The sequence below is a fragment of the Nioella sp. genome, from assembly GCF_964229645.1.
GTDB lineage: Bacteria > Pseudomonadota > Alphaproteobacteria > Rhodobacterales > Rhodobacteraceae > Nioella.
In genome coordinates this window covers 1-19,396 of sequence record NZ_CAXREX010000008.1, presented here as the reverse complement: position 1 = coordinate 19,396, position 19,396 = coordinate 1, and the positions used below count along the sequence as shown (strand labels likewise).

Sequence of the window (19,396 nt, the reverse complement as noted above, 5' to 3'; positions counted from 1 at the left end):
CCGGGTCTGCCGGGCCATGGCAATACGTCCCGACGCGGGCCCCGAAAGGGGCTTAAGGAGGGGCGTTCCCGGATCGACGCCGCAGGCGGCGAGACCCTGCAAGCCTACAGCAGCTTGCGCACCCGCAACTGGGTCAGGCGGTTCTGCTGACGCTCGGCCACCTCGAAGCGGAAGCCGTGGAAGCTGAAAACCTGGCCCTCCTCGGGGATCATCTGGGCCTCGTGGATGACCAGCCCTGCCACCGTGTTGGCCTCCTCATCGGGCAGGTTCCAGTCCGTGGCCCTGTTGAGGTCGCGGATGGTCATGCCACCGTCGATCACGTAGCTGCCATCGGGGCCGGGGGCGAGGTTCAGCACCTCTTCCACGTCGAATTCATCGGTGATCTCGCCCACGATCTCTTCGAGGATGTCTTCCAGCGTGATCAGGCCCTGCAACGCGCCATATTCATCCACCACCAGCGCAAAATGCGTGTGGCGGCGCAGGAACTGGCGCATCTGGTCGTCGAGCGTCGTGGTCTCGGGGATGAAATAGGGCTTCATCGCCACGTCGGTCACCGAAAAGGCGGCGAGCCCCGCTTCCGAGGCATCGGGCCCGCGCACCAGCCGGTCCATCGCGCGCAGCACGTCCTTGGCGTGGACCAGCCCGATGATGTTCTCGGGATCGCCCCGGTAGACGGGCAGGCGGGTATAGGGCGATTGCAGAAGCTGGCTCAGGATCGCCTCGCCATCGGCCTGGGCATCGATCATCTCGATATTGGAGCGGTGAAGCATGATCTCTTCCACGGTGCGTTCGCCCAGGTCGAGCGCACCCAGCAAGCGGTCGCGATGTTCCTTCTCCACCACGCCTTCGGAATGGCCAAGCGTGATCGCCCCGGCGATTTCCTCATGCGCCGAGAGCACCTTGCTGTCGGGGTCGGTCTGCACGCCGAACAGGCGCAGCATGCCGCGCACCAGCACCTGCACCATCGACACGATGGGCGAAAAGACCATGATGACCACGCGGATCAGCGGGCTGACGATCGAGGCCGCTTTTTCCGCGTTGGTGATGGCATAGGTCTTGGGCAGCACCTCGGCAAAGACCAGAACGAGCACGGTCATCACCAGGGTCGCCAGCGCAACGCCGCTTTCCCCGAAGGCCTGGGTGAAGAGCGAGGTTGCCAAAGACGCGGCCAGGATGTTGACCAGGTTGTTGCCAAGCAGGACCGAGCCGATCAGCCGCTCGCTGTCCTCGGTCAGTTTCAGCGCCCGTGCCGCCCCGACCTGTCCCCGATCAGCCTGCGCCCTGAGCTTCCCGCGCGAGGCCGCCGTCAGCGCCGTTTCCGATCCGGAAAAGAAGGCCGACAGCAGCAGAAGCGCCAGGATGGCACCGGCTGTCATCCAGAAGGATGCGTCTAGGGCTGGGTCGATCTCGGGCATGGTATCTCCGTTTCTCACTCGCCAGAGGTTATGGGGTGCGGGGCAGGCCGGATCAAGAAGCGGCTTCGAACTGACGCATCAGGGCGATGGATATTGTAGACCCGAAAGGGTCATTCCCCATCCCGAAAGACCGTTTTCCAGTGTCTCGCGAATCGGGCTTGCGCCATAAGTGGCCGGATTTGCGCCGGATTTTGGCCTCAAATTGCCACAATTCTGACAAATCGCACAACTTCAAGTTGATCTGTCCGATCCTGGATGATCGCAAGCCCGATTTTGACCCGCTCGGTGCCGAAATCCTGCCACAGCCTTCCCACGCAGATCTTCTCCGATCGATGGATTTCGCCGGCTCGGGTCTGAGATTTTGTTGTTTCCACGCCGGAGGTGAAAACTGTCTAAATGGACAGGTCACAAGGTGATATGCAACCATAAGGAGAATTGGGAGGCGTTAATTGTTTCTTAAATAGAGACAAATAGCGCTACTCCCAGGCCGTTTCCTCGCTCAAATGGCAGATTGGAATATCTTTTGTTTATGGATGTGCCACAAACCAGCCACATTTTTTCCAACACGCATAGGTTGATCTGCTCACTGCGCAATTGACGCAATGTTGCCGCAAATGGTTATTGGACGTGTGCGAAAGAGTGTTTTGGTCATGACTTGATAGTATCGGATGGTTCGCTGCCAGTTTCATCCGAACGTGTAACCAGGTGGGGATGACCGAACGCTCCGGAACAACGCCGGGGCACCGTCTGCGCCTTCTCGCACCCACAAACTGAATGACTTTCTTAACCGCGCCACGAGTCGCTTGGCGGGGCAGGGAAGCGCTTTGTCCCGCGTCCGGCTGTTGCCGGTCGCCACCCGGAGGGTGTGTCGATGTATGAGCGTTTCGGCCTTTACAGCCAGGGGGAAGCCCCGCATGCGGTATTGCCGCTGTCCATTACCAGCCCGCGCTCGCTCTATCGCCAGCGTGTGAAACGGGCACTCGACATCTCGATCGTCTTGCTCGCCGCGATTCCGACGGCCCTCATCATCGCCATTGCCGCGATCATGCTGGTGCTGCGCGAAGGCGGCTCGCCTTTCTATCGGCAGGATCGTGTCGGTCTTCATGGCCGGGTATTCGGCATGTGGAAGCTGCGCACCATGGTGCCGGGGGCGGACCGGGTGTTGGAAAGCTACCTGGACGAGAACCCCGAGGCCCGGGCCGAATGGGTGCGTCACCAGAAGCTGAAGAATGATCCGCGCATCACCCCGCTTGGCCGCTTCCTGCGTCGGACCTCGCTCGATGAGCTGCCGCAGCTGTGGAATGTTCTGATGGGGGACATGTCCATCGTCGGCCCGCGTCCGATGATGTGCAACCAGCGTGCGCTATACCCGGGCACGGAATACTATGTCATGCGCCCTGGTATCACCGGCTTCTGGCAGACCTCGGCGCGCAACGAGTCGAGCTTTCACGAACGCGCAGGCTTCGATCAGGCCTATTACCGGGCGGTGTCGCTGCGCACCGATCTCGCGATCATCTGGCGCACCTTCAGCGTGGTGCTGCGCGGGACCGGTCACTGATCCGCGCGACCTGCTTTTGCAACAGTTCGGCCACGCGATGCCCCCAGGCATCCCAGTTCAGACGCTCTTCATAGACCCGCCTTGCGCCCGCGCGCAGGGCGGCATGCTCTTGTGGGGCGTCAAGGTAGTGCCGGATCAGGGCCGCGAACGCCTCGGGTCCCGATCCAAGCGGCAGCGCATGTCCGTTCACCCCGTCCCAGACCGGCACGCCGCCTGCACGCAGGCAAAGCGAGGGCAGCCCGTAGGCCGACGCCTCGCAAAAGGCGAAACCGTAGGATTCCATCGAGGGCATCATCAGGAAATGGGCCTTGCGGAAACAGTCCTCGACGGTGGCCATCTGGGCGGGGTCGGACTTGTCGAGATGGGGATGAACGACCAGGCCCTCGCGCGAAATCTCTTCGGGCGGGACGCAGCCCACCACGGTCAGGCGCGCGTCGATGCCGCCCGCGCGCAGCGCCGCGACGCTTGCTGCGGTGACCCATCCGCCCTTGGCGGTCCAGTCGCGTCCGACCAGAAGGATATTCACCGACTGTCCGGGCACCAGCACCGCGCCCACTCCTGGGCCGGGATCGGGCACGTTGGCGCCCCAGGGGACGGTCATCGACCGCGCGGGGTCGAGCCCGTAGCGGTCATTCACCGCATCCGTCAGCCAGTCCGACGGCCAGAGCGCAAGGTCGAGCGCGCCGAAGGTGCGCCGCTCGGCGGCTTCGATCAACGGATCGAGCACCCGCGAGGGCGCGAACCAGGAACCGAAGCTTTGGCCGATCTCGGATTGCTTGTAGGTCGTGGGCGTCGCGTCCGAACTGTAGGCGGTGACAAGCGGGTAGGTTGGGCGCAGCCGGTGCAGGGCGTGAAAGGCGTAGGCCCCGAAAAGCACGTCGAAGCGGTCCTGCGCCAAAGCCCGGGCCACGCGGCCCGCCACCAGCCGCGACAGCAGCAGGTGCAGCCGCCAGCGCGCGCGGATCGACACCGCCTCGGGCGCGGCCAGCACCGCGCGGCGCAGGGGCTCGGCCAGGCCCCAGTCCTGCGGCAGGACGGTCACATCCCCGGCATGGGTTTCAAGCGCGGCCAGCATCCGTGCATTGCCGCCCGAATAGAGCGTCGGGTCGCGCGGGTCGAAATCGCACAGATAGGCGATCTTCAACCGTCTGCTGTTGCCCGTGCCCATGCGGATGCCTTTTGCCCATTTGCTGCCCGTGGGGCATATTTCTGCCCAATGTACAGGGTATACCCCGTATTCGTCCCCCCTGTAGGGGGGAATCCGGGCATAAACATGACGAAGCAGACGTAAAGGACGACCGGATACAGGCATGCCCAATGCGCTCGCCTCACTCGCGCTGGTGATTTACCCGGCTTTCGTGGTCTGGCTCTTTGTCAGGCTCAAGCCCGGCCGTGCGCTGCTGGCCTCGCTGATCGTGGGCTATCTCTTCCTGCCGCCCTTCCCGGCGGGGTTCGATTTCCCGCTGATGCCGCCCCTGACCAAGCAGACCATTCCAGGGCTCGCGGCGCTGATCGTCTGCCTGGTGATGTATCGCGACAAGCTGCAATACCTGCCCGACAACAATACCGCGCGCTTTCTCGTGCTGCTCTTCATCTTCAGCCCCATAGGCACGGTCCTGACCAATATGGATCCCGTGCATTTCGGCGGTTTCAGCCTGCCGCCCCTGCGTATCCGCGAGGCGGTGGCCCAATGCATCAACCAGGCGCTTCTGGTGTCGCCGCTGCTTCTGGCGCGCAACTTCCTGCGCACCGATGACGACATTCGCGATCTGTTGTGGGCCATGCTGATCGCGGGGCTTGTCTATTCCCTGCCAATGCTGCTGGAGGTCCGGCTCAGCCCGCAGCTCAATATCTGGATCTACGGCTATTTCCAGCATTCCTTCGAGCAGATGATCCGGGGGGACGGCTTCCGACCGATCGTGTTCCTCTACCACGGGCTTTGGGCGGCCTTCCTGGCGCTGACGGCCGTTCTGGCGGGGATCACCATCGCGCGCAGCACCGCGACGCGCACGGCGGTCGTGTGGTGGCTGGCGGCGGCCTATATGGGCGTGGTGCTGATCCTGTGCAAATCCATGGCCTCCATCCTCTACGGCATGGCCTTCGTGCCGGTGATCCTGTTGCTGGGCATGCGGATGCAATTCCGCGTGGCAATGCTGCTGGCCTGCATCGTGATGGCCTACCCGGCGCTGAAATCCCTGCACTGGGTGCCGGAAGAGCAGATCCTGAGCGCTGCCGAGGGGATCGACGCGGACCGCGCCAATTCCCTGCGTTTCCGGCTTGAAAATGAAAACGTGCTGATCGACCGGGCGATGGAACGTCCCGTCTTCGGATGGGGCACCTGGGGGCGTAACCAGATCTACAACAGCGCGGGCGAGATCACGACCACCACCGACGGGCGCTGGATCATCACGATCGGCGTCTATGGCTGGGCCGGCTTCATCGCGGAATTCGGGCTGATCCTGCTGCCCATCCTGCTGGTGTGGTGGCGGGTGACCGCGCTTGGCACAACGATAAAGCCCTGGGTCGGGGGGGCGGTCATGATCCTGGCGGTCAATGTGATCGACATGATCCCCAATGCCACGCTGACACCGATGACCTGGCTCTTCGCCGGGGCGCTTCTGGGCTATTCGGAAGAGATTCAGACCGTGAAACGACGCCTGGGGCTGGCCCCCTTGCGCACCGTGTTGTGAGGGGCGTCATGTCTCAGCCGTCCCGTCCCCGTGTGCTGCTGATCGCCGAGGCTGCGAACCCCGAATGGGTCAGCGTGCCGCTGATCGGCTGGTCGCTGGCGCAGGCCTTGGGGCGGGTGGCCGATGTGCACCTGGTCACCCAGGTCCGCAATCGCGAGGCGATCCTGAGGGCAGGGCTCGTGGAAGGGCGCGACTTCACCGCCATAGATTCCGAGGCCTTCGCCCGCCCCCTCTGGGCCATTGGCGAGCGCCTGCGGGGCGGGGGCGGCAAGGGCTGGACCACGATGCAGGCGATCAACGCGCTTTCCTACCCGCATTTCGAACGGCTGATCTGGCGCGCCTTCGGGGCTGATATCCGCGCGGGCCGGTTTGACATCGTGCACCGCGTCACCCCGCTGTCGCCCACAATTTCCAGCCCGCTCGCCGCGAAATGCGCCCGCGCGGGCGTGCCCTTCGTTCTGGGGCCCCTGAACGGCGGCGTGCCCTGGCCCCGCGCCTTTGACGCCGAACGGCGGCAGGAACGGGAATGGCTGAGTTACCTGCGCGGGGCCTACAAGGCCCTTCCCGGGCGCAGGCGCAGCCTGACCCACGCGGCCGCCATCCTCGTGGGCAGCCGCCACACCGAAAGCGAGATGCCGGGGCCGGTGCGGCCCAGGACCGTCTACATCCCGGAAAACGCCGTCGACCCCGCCCGGTTCACCCGACAGGCCCGCCCCGCGGGCGAGGGGCCGCTGCGCGCGGCTTTCGTCGGGCGCATGGTGCCCTACAAGGGCCCCGACATGCTGATCGAGGCCGCCGCGCCGCTGCTCAAGGCAGGTCGGATGGAACTCGACATGGTGGGAGACGGGCCGATGCTGCCGGGGCTGAAGGCGCAGGCGGACGCGCTCGGGGTGGCGCAGGCGATCCGGTTTCACGGCTGGATGGTCCATGAAGCGGTGCAGGACGTTCTGGCCGATGCGCATCTGCTGGCCTTCCCCTCGATCCGCGAATTTGGCGGGGGCGTGGTGCTGGAGGCGATGGCGCTTGGCCTGCCTGCGCTGATCGTCGACTACGCGGGGCCCGCCGAATTGCTGGCGGGCGGCGGCGGTTGGCGCGTGCCGCTTGGCAATCGCGCTGCCATCGTCGCGGGGTTCGGGGCCGAACTCGACCGGCTGGAGCGCGACCGAGCCGCCCTGGCCGAAGCAGGCCGCATCGGCTTGGAGAGAGTGCGCGCGCAGTTTACATGGGACCGCAAGGCCGAACAGGTTTCACAGATTTACGACTGGGTGATGGGGGAACGCGATGACAGGCCGGAACCGCTGGCAGGGGATGCGACCGGGGCAGGGGGTGCCAATGCGGCTGAGTAGGATCGTGATGGCCCTTGTGCTGGTGCTGGGGGTCAGCCTTCCGGCCCGCGCGCAGCAGGACGTGCGCGCCTTCATCTACGGCAATTCGCTGATCAACCATGTCTCGGGCAGCGACGAGACCACCATGCCCCATTGGCTGGCGCTGCTGGCGCGGGCGGGCGGGCACAGCCTTGCTGCGGACGGGGCCTTCGGCTCGGCCCTGCAATTCGCCGACCAGCTTCCGCCCGAGCCCAACTGGTCGTTCGAGCAGGTGCCTTCGGTCTGGGATTCCGAACGCTTTGCCTTCCGCCGCGCGGGCTTCAACACGATCATCCTCAACACCGCCAATTTCATCCAGTCCGAGCCGCCGGATGCCCCTTACGGATGGGACAACCCGCAGGGCTACAGCCCGGTCTCGGCCACGCTGCGCGTCTTCGACTGGACCGAGTTCCAGGCGCGCGATGCGCGGTTCTTCATCTACGAGGGCTGGTCGGACCTGGCGCTGATCTCGAACCGGTTCCCGCCGCGCCCGCGGGCGCTCAGCCGGTATCACGACTACAACCGGGGCAACTATCACGACTGGTATGTGGATTACGTGGACCTGATCCGTGCCGAGCGGCCCGAACTGGACCTGACGCTGATTCCAGTGGCGTCTGTGCTGGCGGAGCTGTTCCAGGACACGGACCTGTCCGAACTGGCGCCCGAGGATCTATATCTCGACGACGCGCCGCATGGCACGCCTACGCTATATTTCCTCGCTGCACTGGTCAGTTACACTTCGATCTTCAACGAAGCCCCGCCGCTGGACGTGACCTTGCCCGACAGCATTCATCCGCGCGTGCGCGACCACTATGCCGACATTGCGGGCTTCATCTGGGCGCGGGCGCGTGGATCGGCTCTGGAGGATCACGCGAGCCTTGCGCCTGAAACGGGGATCGCCGATCCCGCGCTCGGCATGGGGCTCAATGGCCTGTCGGACTGGTCCACGCAGCTGCCTTTCATCAACCTCATGCACTCGGCGCGGCCCTGGGTCGGCCATAGCACCGAGCAATGGGGCGCGACCGATGCCATTGCGCTGGAAAGAGCCAATTACCTGACCGATGAGGGATGGCCTCTTGGGCTGCCCGAGGGGATCGTGGCGCTGGAAAGCTTCGTCCTGACCGATTTGCCGGAAGAGGCGATCAGCACCGCAGGGCGCTACCGTGTCACCTGGCAGGGGCGGGGCACCTTCAGGATCGGCGGGCGTGCCGAGGCGGTCGAGATGGGCGATCACGAGGCGTGGTTCGACTTCACCCCGGGCGAAGGCCCGGTGGCCTTGCGGATCGAGGCGACCGACGCCGCCGACCCGATCCGCGATATCGTCGTGCTGCGCGCCGATCACATCGCCCTGCATGAGCTTGGCGAGGTCTTCAACCCTGACTGGATCGACCGCATCCGCGACCTGCGCGTGCTGCGCTTCATGGATTGGATGGATACCAATGCCTCGCCGCAGGTGATCTGGACCGACAGGCCGCGCCGCGACGACTATACCTGGGTGCGCCGGGGCGTTCCGGTCGAGATCATGGTCGATCTTGCCAATCGCGTCGGTGCCGATCCCTGGTTCACGCTGCCCCACATGGCCGATGACGCCTATGTGCGCGCCTTCGCAACCTATGTGGAACAGCGTCTGGCCCCCGATCTGCGCGCCCATGTGGAATGGTCGAACGAGGTCTGGAACTTCCTCTTTCCCCAGGCCCACTGGGCCGCCGAGATGGCGGCACGACGCTGGAACGGGGCCGAGGGGGACGCCTGGATGCAATATGCCGGGCTGCGGGCGGCGCAGGTCGCCGATATCTGGGCCGAGGTCTTCGCCGGGCAGCAAGACCGCCTGCTGCGCATCATCGCGACCCAGACCTCGTGGCCCGGGCTGGAAGAGCCGCTGCTGAACGCTCCGCTGGCCGTGGCCGAGGGCCATGCCCCGCCCCATGAAAGCTTCGACGCCTATGCCGTTGCAGGGTATTTCGGCACCGAACTGGGCTTGGAGGAAATGTCCGGCCAGGTGCGCGACTGGGCGGCCCGCCCCGACGGGATCGAGCGCGCCGCCGAGGCATTGCGGGAAGGGTCCCTGTACGAACTCATCGACGACTGGTTCCCCTACCATGCCCGCATCGCCGCAGATCACGGACTGCAGATGGTCATGTATGAAGGCGGCACACATGTGGTGGGGCTTGGTGAAAACGTCTGGGACGCGGAGCTGACCCGGTTCTTCATCGACCTGAACTACTCTCCGCAAATAGCTGATTTATATGCTGAACTTATGATCGGATGGCGCGAGTCGGAGGGCACGCTCTTCAATGCTTTCGTCGATGTCAGTGCCCCCAGCCAATGGGGAAGCTGGGGTGCCGCGCGCCACCTGGACGACATGAACCCCAGATGGGCCACGCTGGAAGCCTACAACGCAACCGCCGGCGGATGGGACCGCCGCGCCGAGGGTGCCTTTGCCCATGGCGTCTACCGGTGGGGCAGCGCCGGGAATGACGACCTCTCCGGCACGCCGGAACGCGACGTCTTCATTGGCGGCGACGGGAATGACCGGCTGCACCTTGGTCCGGGCGACCGCGCCCATGGCGGCGCGGGCCAGGACGTGGCGATCCTGCCCGGGATGGCAGCCGATTACGCGCTGAGCGAAGAGGGCGCGCTGTCGGTTCTGAGCGGCCCCGGTGGCCCGATCTTCCTGCGCTCGGTCGAACTGGCCGAGTTCGAAGGCGAACCGGGCGTCTTCTACGGCCTTGCGGGGGGCTAGGGATGCAGGTCCGGCCCCCAGATCGCGTCGATCAGCATCTCGGCCCCGCGGCCCGAGTGAAACCCCTCGACGATGCGTGCGCGCCCGGCCAGGGACAGCCGCGCCGCGCGGTCGGGATCATGGGCCAGGGCCGCAATGGCCTGGGCCAGGGCCTCGGGCGATTTCGGCGGCACGAGAACGGCATCCACCCCGTCGCGGATCAGTTCGGGCACACCGCCCGCGTTGGTGCCGATCGTGGGCGTGCCGCAGCTCATCGCTTCCATCAGGGCCACGCCGAGCGGTTCGTGCCAGCTGGCCAGGACGAAGATATGCGCGGCGCGGATCTCGTCGCGCACCCTGGCAGCATCGACAGCCCCCAGAAGCGTAACGTGATCGGAGAGCCCAAGCTCGGCGATCCGCGCTTCCAGGACCTTGCGATAGCCGCTGCCGCCGTCGTCATCCTCGCCCGCGATGGTCAGCGCCACGTCGCGGCCTGCGTCACGCAGGAGGCGCACGGCCTGCATCAGGTCCTGGTGCCCCTTCACGATATTGAGCCGCCCACAGCTGAAGAGCCGCAGCCTTCCGCCCTCGGCCACGGGCCGATAAGGACCCTCGGGCGTCAGCACGTCCGTATCGACCCCCATCGGCTGGATGAAGAGCCGCGCAGGCAGGTCGTTCGGCATTTCGGCCTGCATTTCGGCCTGAAGCTTGCGGGTTATGATCGAGGCGAACTCCGCGTGACGCCACTTGAAGCCTTGCCCCGGTCCGTAATCCGACAGGGGCCCATGCAGCGACAGGGAATAGCGCGGCCCGCCCATCTGGCGGGCGATGGCGGCAATCAGCGCCGCGCGGCCGCAGGAATGCACATGCACGTGGTCGATGCCCCGCGCGCGGCAATGGCGGATCAGCCGCTGTGCCGCGGGGAGGGAGACCGCGATATCCTTGACCATCGCGCCGCCGCCCGACGTGGCCTCGGACAAGAGCGCCCGGTAGGGCAGACGGGGCAGGGCGGCAAGGCCCGCAAGCATATCGGCCTTGCCCAGATAGGTGGTGCGCGCCATCGCCTCGGCAGACCAGTCATGGGCCACCAGCCCCGCCGGGGGATGGCGGGTCGACAAAAGCTCCACCCTCACGCCTCGCTTTTCCAGCTCGGCGATCTCCCGCCAGAAAAAGATATGGGTCTGGCCGGGGAATTGCGGCACGAGATAGCCGAGGGTGCGCGTCGCGGTCATGGAATGTCTTGCCTGTCTCTGCCCGTCCCCAACCTGCGAAAAAACGCCTGTCAGGTCAAAGGCAAAAGGGGTGGCGCATGATCTCGGTCATCCTCCCGGCCCATAACGAGGCGGCCCTGATCGGGGGTTGCCTGGCGGCGCTGCTGGCCTCAGACGCGGTCGCGGTGCCAGTAGAGGTGATCGTGGTGGCCAATGGCTGCACCGACGGCACGGTGAAGGTCGCGCAAGGCTTTGCCCAGGATGCGCAGACGCGGGGCTGGGGCTTCACGGTGCTGGACCTGCCGGGGCTTGGAAAGCCGGGTGCGCTCAATGCAGGCGACGCGGCCGCCGCATTCCCCGCGCGGGTCTATCTCGATGCCGATGTGACCGTCAGCCCTGCACTTCTGGCCGGGCTCTGGGCCGCGCTCAAGGGGGACGCGCCTGCCTATGCGTCGGGCAAGGTCCGGATCACGGGGCAGGGCGCGACCGCGCGGGCCTACGCCCGCTTCTGGTCGCGCGTTCCTTTCATGTCCGACGGGGTGCCCGGTTGCGGTCTCTTTGCCGTGAACGGACCGGGGCGCGCGCGGTGGGACGCCTTTCCGCCGATCATCTCGGATGACACCTATGTCCGGCTACAGTTCGCCCCCGACGAGCGCCATCTTGTCGATGCCCCTTATGACTGGCCGATCGCGGAAGGGCTTATAGCCCTTGTTCGGGTGCGGCGGCGGCAGGATGCGGGCGTGGCCGAGATCGAACGGCTTTTCCCTGACTGCCTGCAAAACGACGACAAGCGCAGGCTTGGGCCCGGTGGCAAGCTGACCCTTGCCCTTGCCGATCCGATCGGCTTCATGACCTATACGGGCGTGGCGCTGGCGGTGAAGATCCTGCCCGCGCCCAAGGACTGGAGCCGGGGCAGATGATCGGGGCGATCCAAAGGTATTCGCAAGGCCAGGGGCTGATGCAGCGCGCCATGCGCAGCGCGGGGCTGAACCTCTTTGGCTTCGGCTTTTCGCAGGTGCTGCGGCTGGCCTCGAACCTTGTGCTCACGCGGCTTTTGTTCCCCGAGGCCTTCGGCGTCATGGCGATGGTCTCGGTCTTCCTGATGGGGCTGGCCATGTTTTCCGACGTGGGCGTTGGCCCCGCGATCATGCAGTCCAAGCGCGGGGATGACCGTGATTTCCTGGATACCGCCTGGACGATCCAGATCATCCGCGGGGTCAGCCTGTGGATGGTGGCCTGTGCGCTGACCTGGCCGATGGCCATCTATTTCGGCGAACCGGACCTGGTCTATTACCTGCCCGTGGCCGCGCTGACGCAGCTTGTGCTTGGGTTCACGCCAACGCGCTACGAGACCGCGAACCGGCACCTTAAGGCGGGGCGGGTGACGCTCCTGGACATGGGCACGCAGCTGGTGGGGGTTCTCTTCGCCATCGGCCTGGCATGGGCCACGCAATCGGTCTGGGCACTTGTCATTTCCGGGGTCCTGTCGGCCGTTGCTCAGGTTGTGCTCTTCGATCTCTTCCTGCCGGGCGCGCGCAACCGGTTCCGGTGGGAATCCGAGGCCGCGCATGAGCTGATCCATTTCGGCAAATGGGTGTTCCTGAGCACGATCGCCGGCTTTGCCATCGGTCAGGCCGACAAGGTGGTGATCGGCGGCTGGCTCAGCACCCATGATTTTGGCATCTACAACATCGGCTTTTTCTGGGCGTCCTTCCCGTTCATGATGGGCTCGGTCGTGGTGCGCAAGGTGATGATCCCGATTTACCGCGAAAGCCCGCCGGGCGAGAGCCGGGAAAACTTTCTGCGCCTGCGCAAGCTGCGTTTTTTGGCAACGGCAGGCATGATCGTCATGGTGATGGTGCCGGCCTTCTTCGGGCACTGGTTGATCGAGCTGCTCTATGACCCGCGTTACATCGCGGCGGGGGGCATGGTGGTGCTGATCTCGGTCGTGCAGATCCCGGCCATCGTGGGCGTGACCTATGACCAGGCGGCGCTGGCGGCGGGGGATTCTAAACGCTTCTTCGTGCTGGCGGCAACGCGCGCGGTCTTCGTGGTCGTGGGCATGGTTGCGGGGATCACGCTTTACGGTCTGCCAGGGGCGCTGGCGGGGCAGGGCCTTGCGATGCTGGCCGCGCATCCGGTCGTGGGTTGGCTGGCCTCTCGCAGCCGGGCCTGGGATCCGATCCATGACATCATCTATTACGCGGTCGGGTTTGCCCTAGGCGGGCTGGCGCTATGGTGGAACTGGCCGTTGATCGAGATGCTTGCGGCCATGCAGCCGGGCTAACCCACTTTCTCAAATTATTGACAACCAAAGATAAATGAACGCGGGCGGCGGGTCGCAAGACCCATGAACATAGCCCGTAACGGTAGCCCCGTTCCCAACTGATACAAAGGATCATTGTCATGAAGCGCCTTCTTCCCGGCGCCAAGGCGGCACGTTTCGTGCCCGTCAGCGCCCAAGCCGTGTCGTTCCGCAGCGCCGCACTGCGCGGTTTCCTCCTGGTTGCCGGTCTCAGCGCCGTTTCCGCGTGCTCCTCCGGCCCCATCGTCACCCGCAGCGGCCAGGAATTCGGGGGGCCTGCGGGCCTCGAGCAACGGCTCGGGACCGATGGTGCCCTAGCACCCGCAGCGCCCGAACTGGCCCCCGGCGTGAATCCGGCCCCGTTCGATGGCGGCGCAGGAGGGGGCGTCTCCCCGGACGTTCCCGAGAACGGCGGCGGTTCGGGTGAAGCCGGCACTGGTCCGGAGGACGCGCAAGACGATGATCGGGACCATGACGGTCACGACGATCATGACGATCGCGATGACCGGGATGACCACGATGACCGGGATCACGGGCGGGGTCACGGATCGGGGGATGGTCCCTGTGGCGGCAATTGCGGCGTCGGTCGGGGCCATGGCGGCGGCAATGGCACCGACGATGAAGGCCAGCATCGCGGCCATGACTGAGCCCCGTCCTGGGTCGGCGTGAGGTGGGGAAAGTGCAGGCTTCTGGTGCCAGGTGCCTGCGAACCCCGCCTTACGCGGCTAGGCGCAAGGACTTAGTTTCGGCGACTTAAGCAGCTTACGCTGCCAGAGCCATTGCCGGAGCACGATTGTCGTTTGCAATTGTACTGTTTTCGCCGATAACGGTGGCAGACAGCCGGGACAAAGCAAAACCCCTTTAGACGTTCGTCGATCCTGTTTCGGCCCCATGATCCCCAAACGAAGGATGTTGGTGGAGCCGCCGGGTACCGCCCCCGGGTCCGATCCGCTTATTACGAGCGCGTTTATGTCCATAGTCCCCGAAGGGACGACCCAGATATAGGCGGGATTGGACCGGTTGCAAAGGGGTGGCGCGAAATCTGGCACAGATTTCGGCTGTTTTCCGAGGCGGAAAACAGGGGCGCGCGGCGGGACGCGCGCGACCTGAAATCCGCAGCGGATTTCAACCGCTTTCCGTGCCGGAAAGCGCTAGGTCAGGCGACGGATCGGGGCCTGGTTGCAGAAGATCACCACCTGGTCGCGGTTTTCCACGGCCTGAAAGCCGCGTTCTCGAACCTCGCGCAGGAAGAGCGGCATGCCCGCGTAATGTTCGATGTCGCGTTTCTGGCGGCGGATGACCTGGCCTTGCTGAACTGCGCGAGAGGCGAAGACATCGCGAAGCCAGCCCTCTGGGGAAAAACGGTTTGTCGGTCTCATCATGCGCCGAGCCTGCCCCGGCCAGGGTTAACGCCGGGTGAACACCGCTTACTTTCCGCGCCGGGCCCGTTCCTCCAGCACCGAGCGCGCCAGCGTGACCGTGTAGGCTTCCAGCTCCGTCAGGCCGATGCAGGCCGCCGCCCCGTCGCGCGCTTCGATGGCATCGGCGATGCGCGTGTGAAGGCCCACGATCGCCTCGCGCGAGCGGGCGGTGAAGGTGATCATGTTCATCAGGGGCTGCATCGCCTCGACCGCGCCAGCCAGCTGGTAGGACAGGACCGGGTTCATCGCGCCATCGACCAGCGCCCGGTGAAAGGCGACGTCCGAGGCGCAGAATGCCTCGTCGGTCAGGCCCGGCTGCTGCTGGCGGAAAATCTCGGCGCGCATGGTAGCAAGGTGATCTGCGCTGCGCCGGTCGGCAGAGAGCGGTGCACAGGCCCGTTCCAGCGCGTAGCGCGCCTCGCAGGCCGTGTCGAAGCTCACGTCGTTCATCGACAGCAGCAGCGTCGAGGTGGTGATCTGCTGGCCGTAGGCGTCGGGATAGGACAAGCGGTTGACGAAAGCCCCACCGAACGCGCCGCGTTGCGTGCGGATAAGCGACTGCGCCGCAAGTCGTTTCAGGGCCTCGCGCACGGTCGGGCGCGACACATCGAACTGATCGGCCAGTTCTGCCTCGGAGGGCAAGCGTTCATCGACGATCAGGTCGCCCGCGACGATGGAATCCCGGATCGCCTTGGCGATCTGTGCAGAGAGGTCGGCCGAGCTCTTGGGGTCGATTTTCACGTTGCGTCACTTCCGAAAATTCATTTGTCAGACATTTAAAAGTCTGACATTTAAATTGCAACACCTGAGTCGGGGAGGACCGCCTGTGATTGCCGAAAGGATCAGAGCGATGCGCGCGCCGCATTGGCTGGCGCTCTTTGGCCTCATCCTGGCGGCCTGGGCGGTGCTTTACATGATGTCTGCCCCAGCAGACCTGCGCGCGGCGGGCCGTCTTTACGGGGCCGAGTTCTGGGCCGATTTCTGCACGCTGACGCCCGACGGGGCCGGCTTTGCCCGCATGGTGGCAATGTGGGCGCTGATGTCGGCGGCGATGATGGCCCCCACGGCGCTGCCCGCCTTTGCCACCTACGAGGACCTGGCCCGCACCGGGGCAGAGACCCGCTTTGCCGCGCTCGTGGGCGGTTACCTCGCCATCTGGCTCGGCTTCTCGGTCTTCGCGGCGGCAGCGCAGATGCTGCTTTTTGGTGCGGGGCTCATTGACCCGCTCGGCGGCAGCCTGTCGGCGGCGCTTTCGGCGGGGCTTCTGGCGCTGGCCGGTGCCTACCAGTTCAGCCCGATCAAGGAGGCGTGCCTGTCCAAGTGCCGCGCGCCCCTCACCTTCTTCATGCAGCATTGGGACGAGGGCCCGCTGCGCAATGGCCTGCGCCTTGGCGCGGTCTGCCTGGGGTGCTGTTGGGCGCTCATGCTTCTGGGTTTCGTGGGCGGCGTGATGAACATCGCCTTCATGGGGCTCGCCACCATCCTGATGGTGCTGGAAAAACTGCCCGAGATCGGGCGTTGGCTGACGCGGCCCCTGGGGGTTGCGCTGCTGGCTGCGGCGGCCTGGATCGCCGTGACCGGACTTTGAGAGAGGAGAAAGACCTATGGCAAGCGACCGCATCGAGGCGCCGGCCCGCATCGACAATCGCCACCCCGAATCCCACAAGTCGGGGCAGGGGACCGTTGAATGGGCGATCAAGGGCGAGCTGATCCTGAACTGCAACTGCACCGTGTTCTGCCCCTGCGTGATCTCGCTCGGCAAGCACCCCCCGACCGAAAACTGGTGCCAGGCCTGGGCCGGTGTGCGCATCGACAGCGGCTATTACGGCGACGAGGACCTGTCGGGTCTGAACGTGGGCCTGATGCTGGAGATCCCCGGCTACATGGCCCGCGGCGGCTGGAAGGCGGCAGCTTTCATCGACGAACGCGCCAGCCACAATGCCTATCACGGCCTGATCGACATCTTCTCGGGCAAAGCCAAGGGCACCACGGGCCTCTTCAAGATGCTGGTGGCCGAGTTCCTGGGCGCCGAGCGCGCGCCGGTGGTCTTTGAAACCGAGGGCAATGCCCGCCGCCTGATGGTCGGCAAGATGATCCAGGGCGAAGTGGTTCCGGTCCCCGGCAACGAGGGCAAGGATATCGTCGTGACCAACTCGGAATACTGGATGGGCCCCGACATCACCGTGGCCACCGCCACCAAGGGCCGCGTGCGCGCCTTTGGCCGGGTCTGGGATTTCGACGGCAAGTCCGCCGAGATCTGCCAGATCGACTGGAAGGGCCCGGGCCGCTGATCGGCACCTGACAAGAATTCCCGAGACCCCGCGACTGGCGCGGGGCCTTGGGCCCCCAATCCCCACCCCGGTTGGAGTCTGCCGCGATGGCTCTGATTTCCCCGTCCCGCCGCTTGCGCCGCACCCCGTTTTCCGAGGGTGTCGAGGCCGCCGGCGTCAAAGGCTACACCGTCTATAACCGCATGCTCCTGCCCACGGTTTTCAGGTCCGTGCAGGAGGATTACCACCATCTCAAGCAGGCCGTTCAGGTCTGGGACGTGGCCTGCGAGCGCCAGGTGGAACTGCGCGGGCCCGATGCGGGCCGCCTGATGCAGATGCTGACCCCGCGCGATCTGCGCGGCATGCTGCCGGGCCAGTGCTTCTACGTGCCGATCGTCGACGAGACCGGCGGCATGCTGAATGATCCCGTTGCCGTGAAGCTGGCCGATGACCGCTGGTGGATCTCCATCGCCGACAGCGACCTGCTGCTCTGGGTCAAGGGCATCGCCTATGGCTATCGGCTGGACGTTCTGGTCGACGAGCCCGACGTGTCGCCGCTGGCGGTGCAGGGGCCGAAATCCGACGAACTGATGTCCCGGGTCTTCGGCGACTCGATCCGCGACGTGCGGTTCTTCCGCTTCGGGCATTTCGATTTCCAGGGCCGGGACCTGGTGATCGCGCGTTCGGGCTATTCAAAGCAGGGCGGGTTCGAGATCTACGTCGAAGGCTCCGATATCGGCATGCCGCTTTGGAACGCGCTGATGGAGGCGGGCAAGGACCTCGACGTGCGCGCGGGCTGCCCCAACCTGATCGAGCGGATCGAGGGCGGCTTGCTGTCCTACGGCAATGACATGACCGATGACAACACGCCCCATGAATGCGGCCTGGGCCGCTTCTGCAATACCGCCACGGCCATTGGCTGTGTCGGGCGCGACGCGCTGTTGCGGGTGGCCAAGGAAGGCCCCGTGCAGCAGATCCGGCCCGTCGAGATCCACGGCGATGCAGTGCCGCCCTGCGACCGGCTCTGGCCGGTCATGGCGGGCGACCGCCAGGTCGGCCATATCAGCTCGGCCGCCTGGTCGCCCGACTTCAATACCAACGTGTCGATCGGCATGATCCGCATGACTCATTGGGACGCCTTCACCGAGGTTGATGTGGTGACCCCCGCCGGGGTGCGCGCGGCAACGGTGTACGAGGCGTTCTGGAACTGACATTGACAGGGCGCGGGCCAGCCAGGCCGCGCGCCCCGACGCATCGAAGGAAGGAAGCGAGATGTTCAACGCACTTGTGGTGAGGAAAGACGAAGAGAGCGGCAAGACCTCGGCCGCGGTGGAACAGATCGGCCTGGATGACCTGCCCGAGGGCAACGTCACCGTGGCGGTGGACTATTCCACCGTGAACTACAAGGACGGGCTGTGTATCGGCCCCGGCGGCGGCCTGGTGCGCAGCTATCCCCATGTTCCGGGCATCGATTTCGCAGGCACGGTCGAGTCCTCGGAAGACGCGCGCTACAAGCCCGGTGACAAGGTGGTGCTGACAGGCTGGCGCGTGGGAGAGAACCGGTGGGGCGGCTATGCGCAGAAAGCGCGCGTTCCGGCCGACTACCTGGTGCCGCTGCCCGAGGGGCTGACCACCCGCCAGGCGATGGCCGTGGGCACCGCGGGCTTTACCGCGATGCTGGCGGTGATGGCGCTGGAAGATCATGGGCTCAGCCCCGACAAGGGCGAGGTGCTGGTCACTGGCGCTGCCGGTGGCGTGGGGTCGGTCGCGACCGCGATCCTGGCCAGCCTGGGCTATGACGTGGCCGGTGTGACCGGCCGTCCCGAGCAGGAAGACTATCTCAAGGGGCTGGGAGCCAAGCGCATCGTGGCCCGCGAGGAGATCAACGAGACCGTCAAGCGCCCGCTGGAATCGGAAACCTGGGCGGGCTGTGTCGATGCCGTGGGTGGCGCCATGCTGGCGCGTGTCCTGGGCCAGATGAAATATGGCGGCTCGGTCTCGGCCGTGGGCCTCGCAGGTGGGGCGGGGCTGCCGGCGACGGTCATTCCCTTCCTCCTGCGGGGGGTGAACCTCTTGGGGATCGACAGCGTCATGCAGCCCTTCGAGAACCGCCAGCGCGCCTGGCAGCGCATTGCGGCCGACCTGCCGATGGACAAGCTGGACGCCATGGTGCACCCGGCCGTGCTGTCCGACCTGCCGGATCTTGGCCGGGCGATCCTGAAGGGTGGCGTGCGCGGGCGCGTGGTTGTCGATGTGAACGCCTGAGCGACGGAGTGTCGCCGCCCTTGGCGGCGCCCATGTCCATGGCGAGGTCGACCTTGGCCTGGCTGGAGGCGAACGACCTGCCCTTTGATGGCATCTACTTGCGCCCCGGCGATGCCGACGAGCTGAGCGACCAGGACGTGAAGCGCGACCTGCTGAAGAAGATGCTCCTCGACGG

16 protein-coding genes and 1 other RNA gene are annotated in these 19,396 nt (G+C 65.5%); 11 read left to right on the top strand and 6 right to left on the bottom strand.

The window, feature by feature from the left end:
• Nucleotides 1-104: 104 nt before the first annotated feature.
• A complete protein-coding gene (locus ACEQXV_RS00545) occupies nt 105-1,415 on the bottom strand; it encodes an HlyC/CorC family transporter (RefSeq protein ID WP_370267377.1) in 1,311 nt (436 codons plus the stop codon).
• 871 nt (nt 1,416-2,286) lie between these two features.
• Here ACEQXV_RS00545 and ACEQXV_RS00540 point away from each other — a divergent pair.
• Complete coding sequence (locus ACEQXV_RS00540; RefSeq protein WP_370267375.1) at nt 2,287-2,973, top strand: sugar transferase; 687 nt, start codon at nt 2,287-2,289, stop codon at nt 2,971-2,973.
• Here ACEQXV_RS00540 and ACEQXV_RS00535 read toward each other — a convergent pair.
• Entirely contained in the window at nt 2,942-4,141 is a 1,200-nt protein-coding gene (locus ACEQXV_RS00535) for a glycosyltransferase family 4 protein (RefSeq protein ID WP_370267374.1), read from the bottom strand. The genes ACEQXV_RS00540 and ACEQXV_RS00535 overlap by 32 nt on opposite strands.
• Before the next feature lie 142 nt (nt 4,142-4,283).
• Here ACEQXV_RS00535 and ACEQXV_RS00530 point away from each other — a divergent pair, with 142 nt between their 5' ends.
• The 3 genes from ACEQXV_RS00530 to ACEQXV_RS00520 are packed head-to-tail and all read left to right on the top strand — an operon-like array spanning nt 4,284 to nt 9,770.
• Nucleotides 4,284-5,663 carry a hypothetical protein gene (locus ACEQXV_RS00530; RefSeq protein ID WP_370253200.1) on the top strand — a complete coding sequence of 460 codons (1,380 nt, stop codon included), beginning with the start codon at nt 4,284-4,286 and terminating at the stop codon, nt 5,661-5,663.
• 8 nt (nt 5,664-5,671) lie between these two features.
• Nucleotides 5,672-7,009: a glycosyltransferase family 4 protein gene (locus ACEQXV_RS00525; RefSeq protein WP_370267373.1), complete on the top strand. Its 1,338-nt coding sequence runs from the start codon at nt 5,672-5,674 to the stop codon at nt 7,007-7,009.
• Nucleotides 6,996-9,770 carry a calcium-binding protein gene (locus ACEQXV_RS00520; protein WP_370267372.1) on the top strand — a complete coding sequence of 925 codons (2,775 nt, stop codon included), beginning with the start codon at nt 6,996-6,998 and terminating at the stop codon, nt 9,768-9,770. Before ACEQXV_RS00525 ends, ACEQXV_RS00520 begins: the two co-directional genes overlap by 14 nt.
• On the opposite strand, the gene epsE is transcribed toward ACEQXV_RS00520, so the two are convergent.
• Entirely contained in the window at nt 9,767-10,981 is a 1,215-nt protein-coding gene (epsE, locus tag ACEQXV_RS00515) for an exopolysaccharide biosynthesis GT4 family glycosyltransferase EpsE (protein ID WP_370267370.1), read from the bottom strand. The genes ACEQXV_RS00520 and epsE overlap by 4 nt on opposite strands.
• 77 nt (nt 10,982-11,058) lie before the next feature.
• Between epsE and ACEQXV_RS00510 the strand changes: the two genes are divergently transcribed.
• From ACEQXV_RS00510 to ACEQXV_RS00500, 3 genes are all read left to right on the top strand, one after another.
• On the top strand, nt 11,059-11,880 hold the full coding sequence (locus tag ACEQXV_RS00510; protein ID WP_370267369.1) for a glycosyltransferase: 822 nt from the start codon (nt 11,059-11,061) through the stop codon (nt 11,878-11,880).
• Nucleotides 11,877-13,247, top strand: coding sequence for an oligosaccharide flippase family protein (locus ACEQXV_RS00505; RefSeq protein WP_370267368.1), 1,371 nt, complete (start codon nt 11,877-11,879; stop codon nt 13,245-13,247). Before ACEQXV_RS00510 ends, ACEQXV_RS00505 begins: the two co-directional genes overlap by 4 nt.
• A 119-nt stretch (nt 13,248-13,366) precedes the next feature.
• Nucleotides 13,367-13,912 (top strand): hypothetical protein, encoded by a 546-nt coding sequence (locus tag ACEQXV_RS00500; RefSeq protein WP_370267367.1) that lies wholly within the window; start codon nt 13,367-13,369, stop codon nt 13,910-13,912.
• 31 nt (nt 13,913-13,943) lie between these two features.
• Here ACEQXV_RS00500 and ssrA read toward each other — a convergent pair.
• The 3 genes from ssrA to ACEQXV_RS00485 all read right to left on the bottom strand — a co-directional run bounded on the left by ssrA (nt 13,944) and on the right by ACEQXV_RS00485 (nt 15,427).
• Nucleotides 13,944-14,296, bottom strand: a transfer-messenger RNA (tmRNA) gene (ssrA, locus tag ACEQXV_RS00495).
• Nucleotides 14,297-14,416: 120 nt separating this feature from the next.
• Nucleotides 14,417-14,647, bottom strand: coding sequence for an aspartate aminotransferase (locus ACEQXV_RS00490; protein ID WP_370267365.1), 231 nt, complete (start codon nt 14,645-14,647; stop codon nt 14,417-14,419).
• 45 nt (nt 14,648-14,692) lie between these two features.
• Complete coding sequence (locus tag ACEQXV_RS00485) at nt 14,693-15,427, bottom strand: FadR/GntR family transcriptional regulator (protein WP_370254623.1); 735 nt, start codon at nt 15,425-15,427, stop codon at nt 14,693-14,695.
• A gap of 109 nt (nt 15,428-15,536) precedes the next feature.
• Here ACEQXV_RS00485 and ACEQXV_RS00480 point away from each other — a divergent pair, with 109 nt between their 5' ends.
• The 4 genes from ACEQXV_RS00480 to acuI all read left to right on the top strand — a co-directional run bounded on the left by ACEQXV_RS00480 (nt 15,537) and on the right by acuI (nt 19,221).
• Entirely contained in the window at nt 15,537-16,274 is a 738-nt protein-coding gene (locus ACEQXV_RS00480) for a DUF2182 domain-containing protein (protein ID WP_370267364.1), read from the top strand.
• Between the two features lie 16 nt (nt 16,275-16,290).
• The gene (locus tag ACEQXV_RS00475; protein ID WP_370267363.1) at nt 16,291-16,977 is read left to right on the top strand and encodes a DUF1326 domain-containing protein; all 687 of its coding nucleotides are present in this window, start codon (nt 16,291-16,293) and stop codon (nt 16,975-16,977) included.
• An 86-nt stretch (nt 16,978-17,063) separates the two neighbouring features.
• Nucleotides 17,064-18,167, top strand: coding sequence for a dimethylsulfoniopropionate demethylase (locus ACEQXV_RS00470; protein ID WP_370253775.1), 1,104 nt, complete (start codon nt 17,064-17,066; stop codon nt 18,165-18,167).
• A 61-nt stretch (nt 18,168-18,228) separates the two neighbouring features.
• Nucleotides 18,229-19,221: an acryloyl-CoA reductase gene (acuI, locus tag ACEQXV_RS00465; protein WP_370267362.1), complete on the top strand. Its 993-nt coding sequence runs from the start codon at nt 18,229-18,231 to the stop codon at nt 19,219-19,221.
• Nucleotides 19,222-19,396 lie beyond the last annotated feature (175 nt).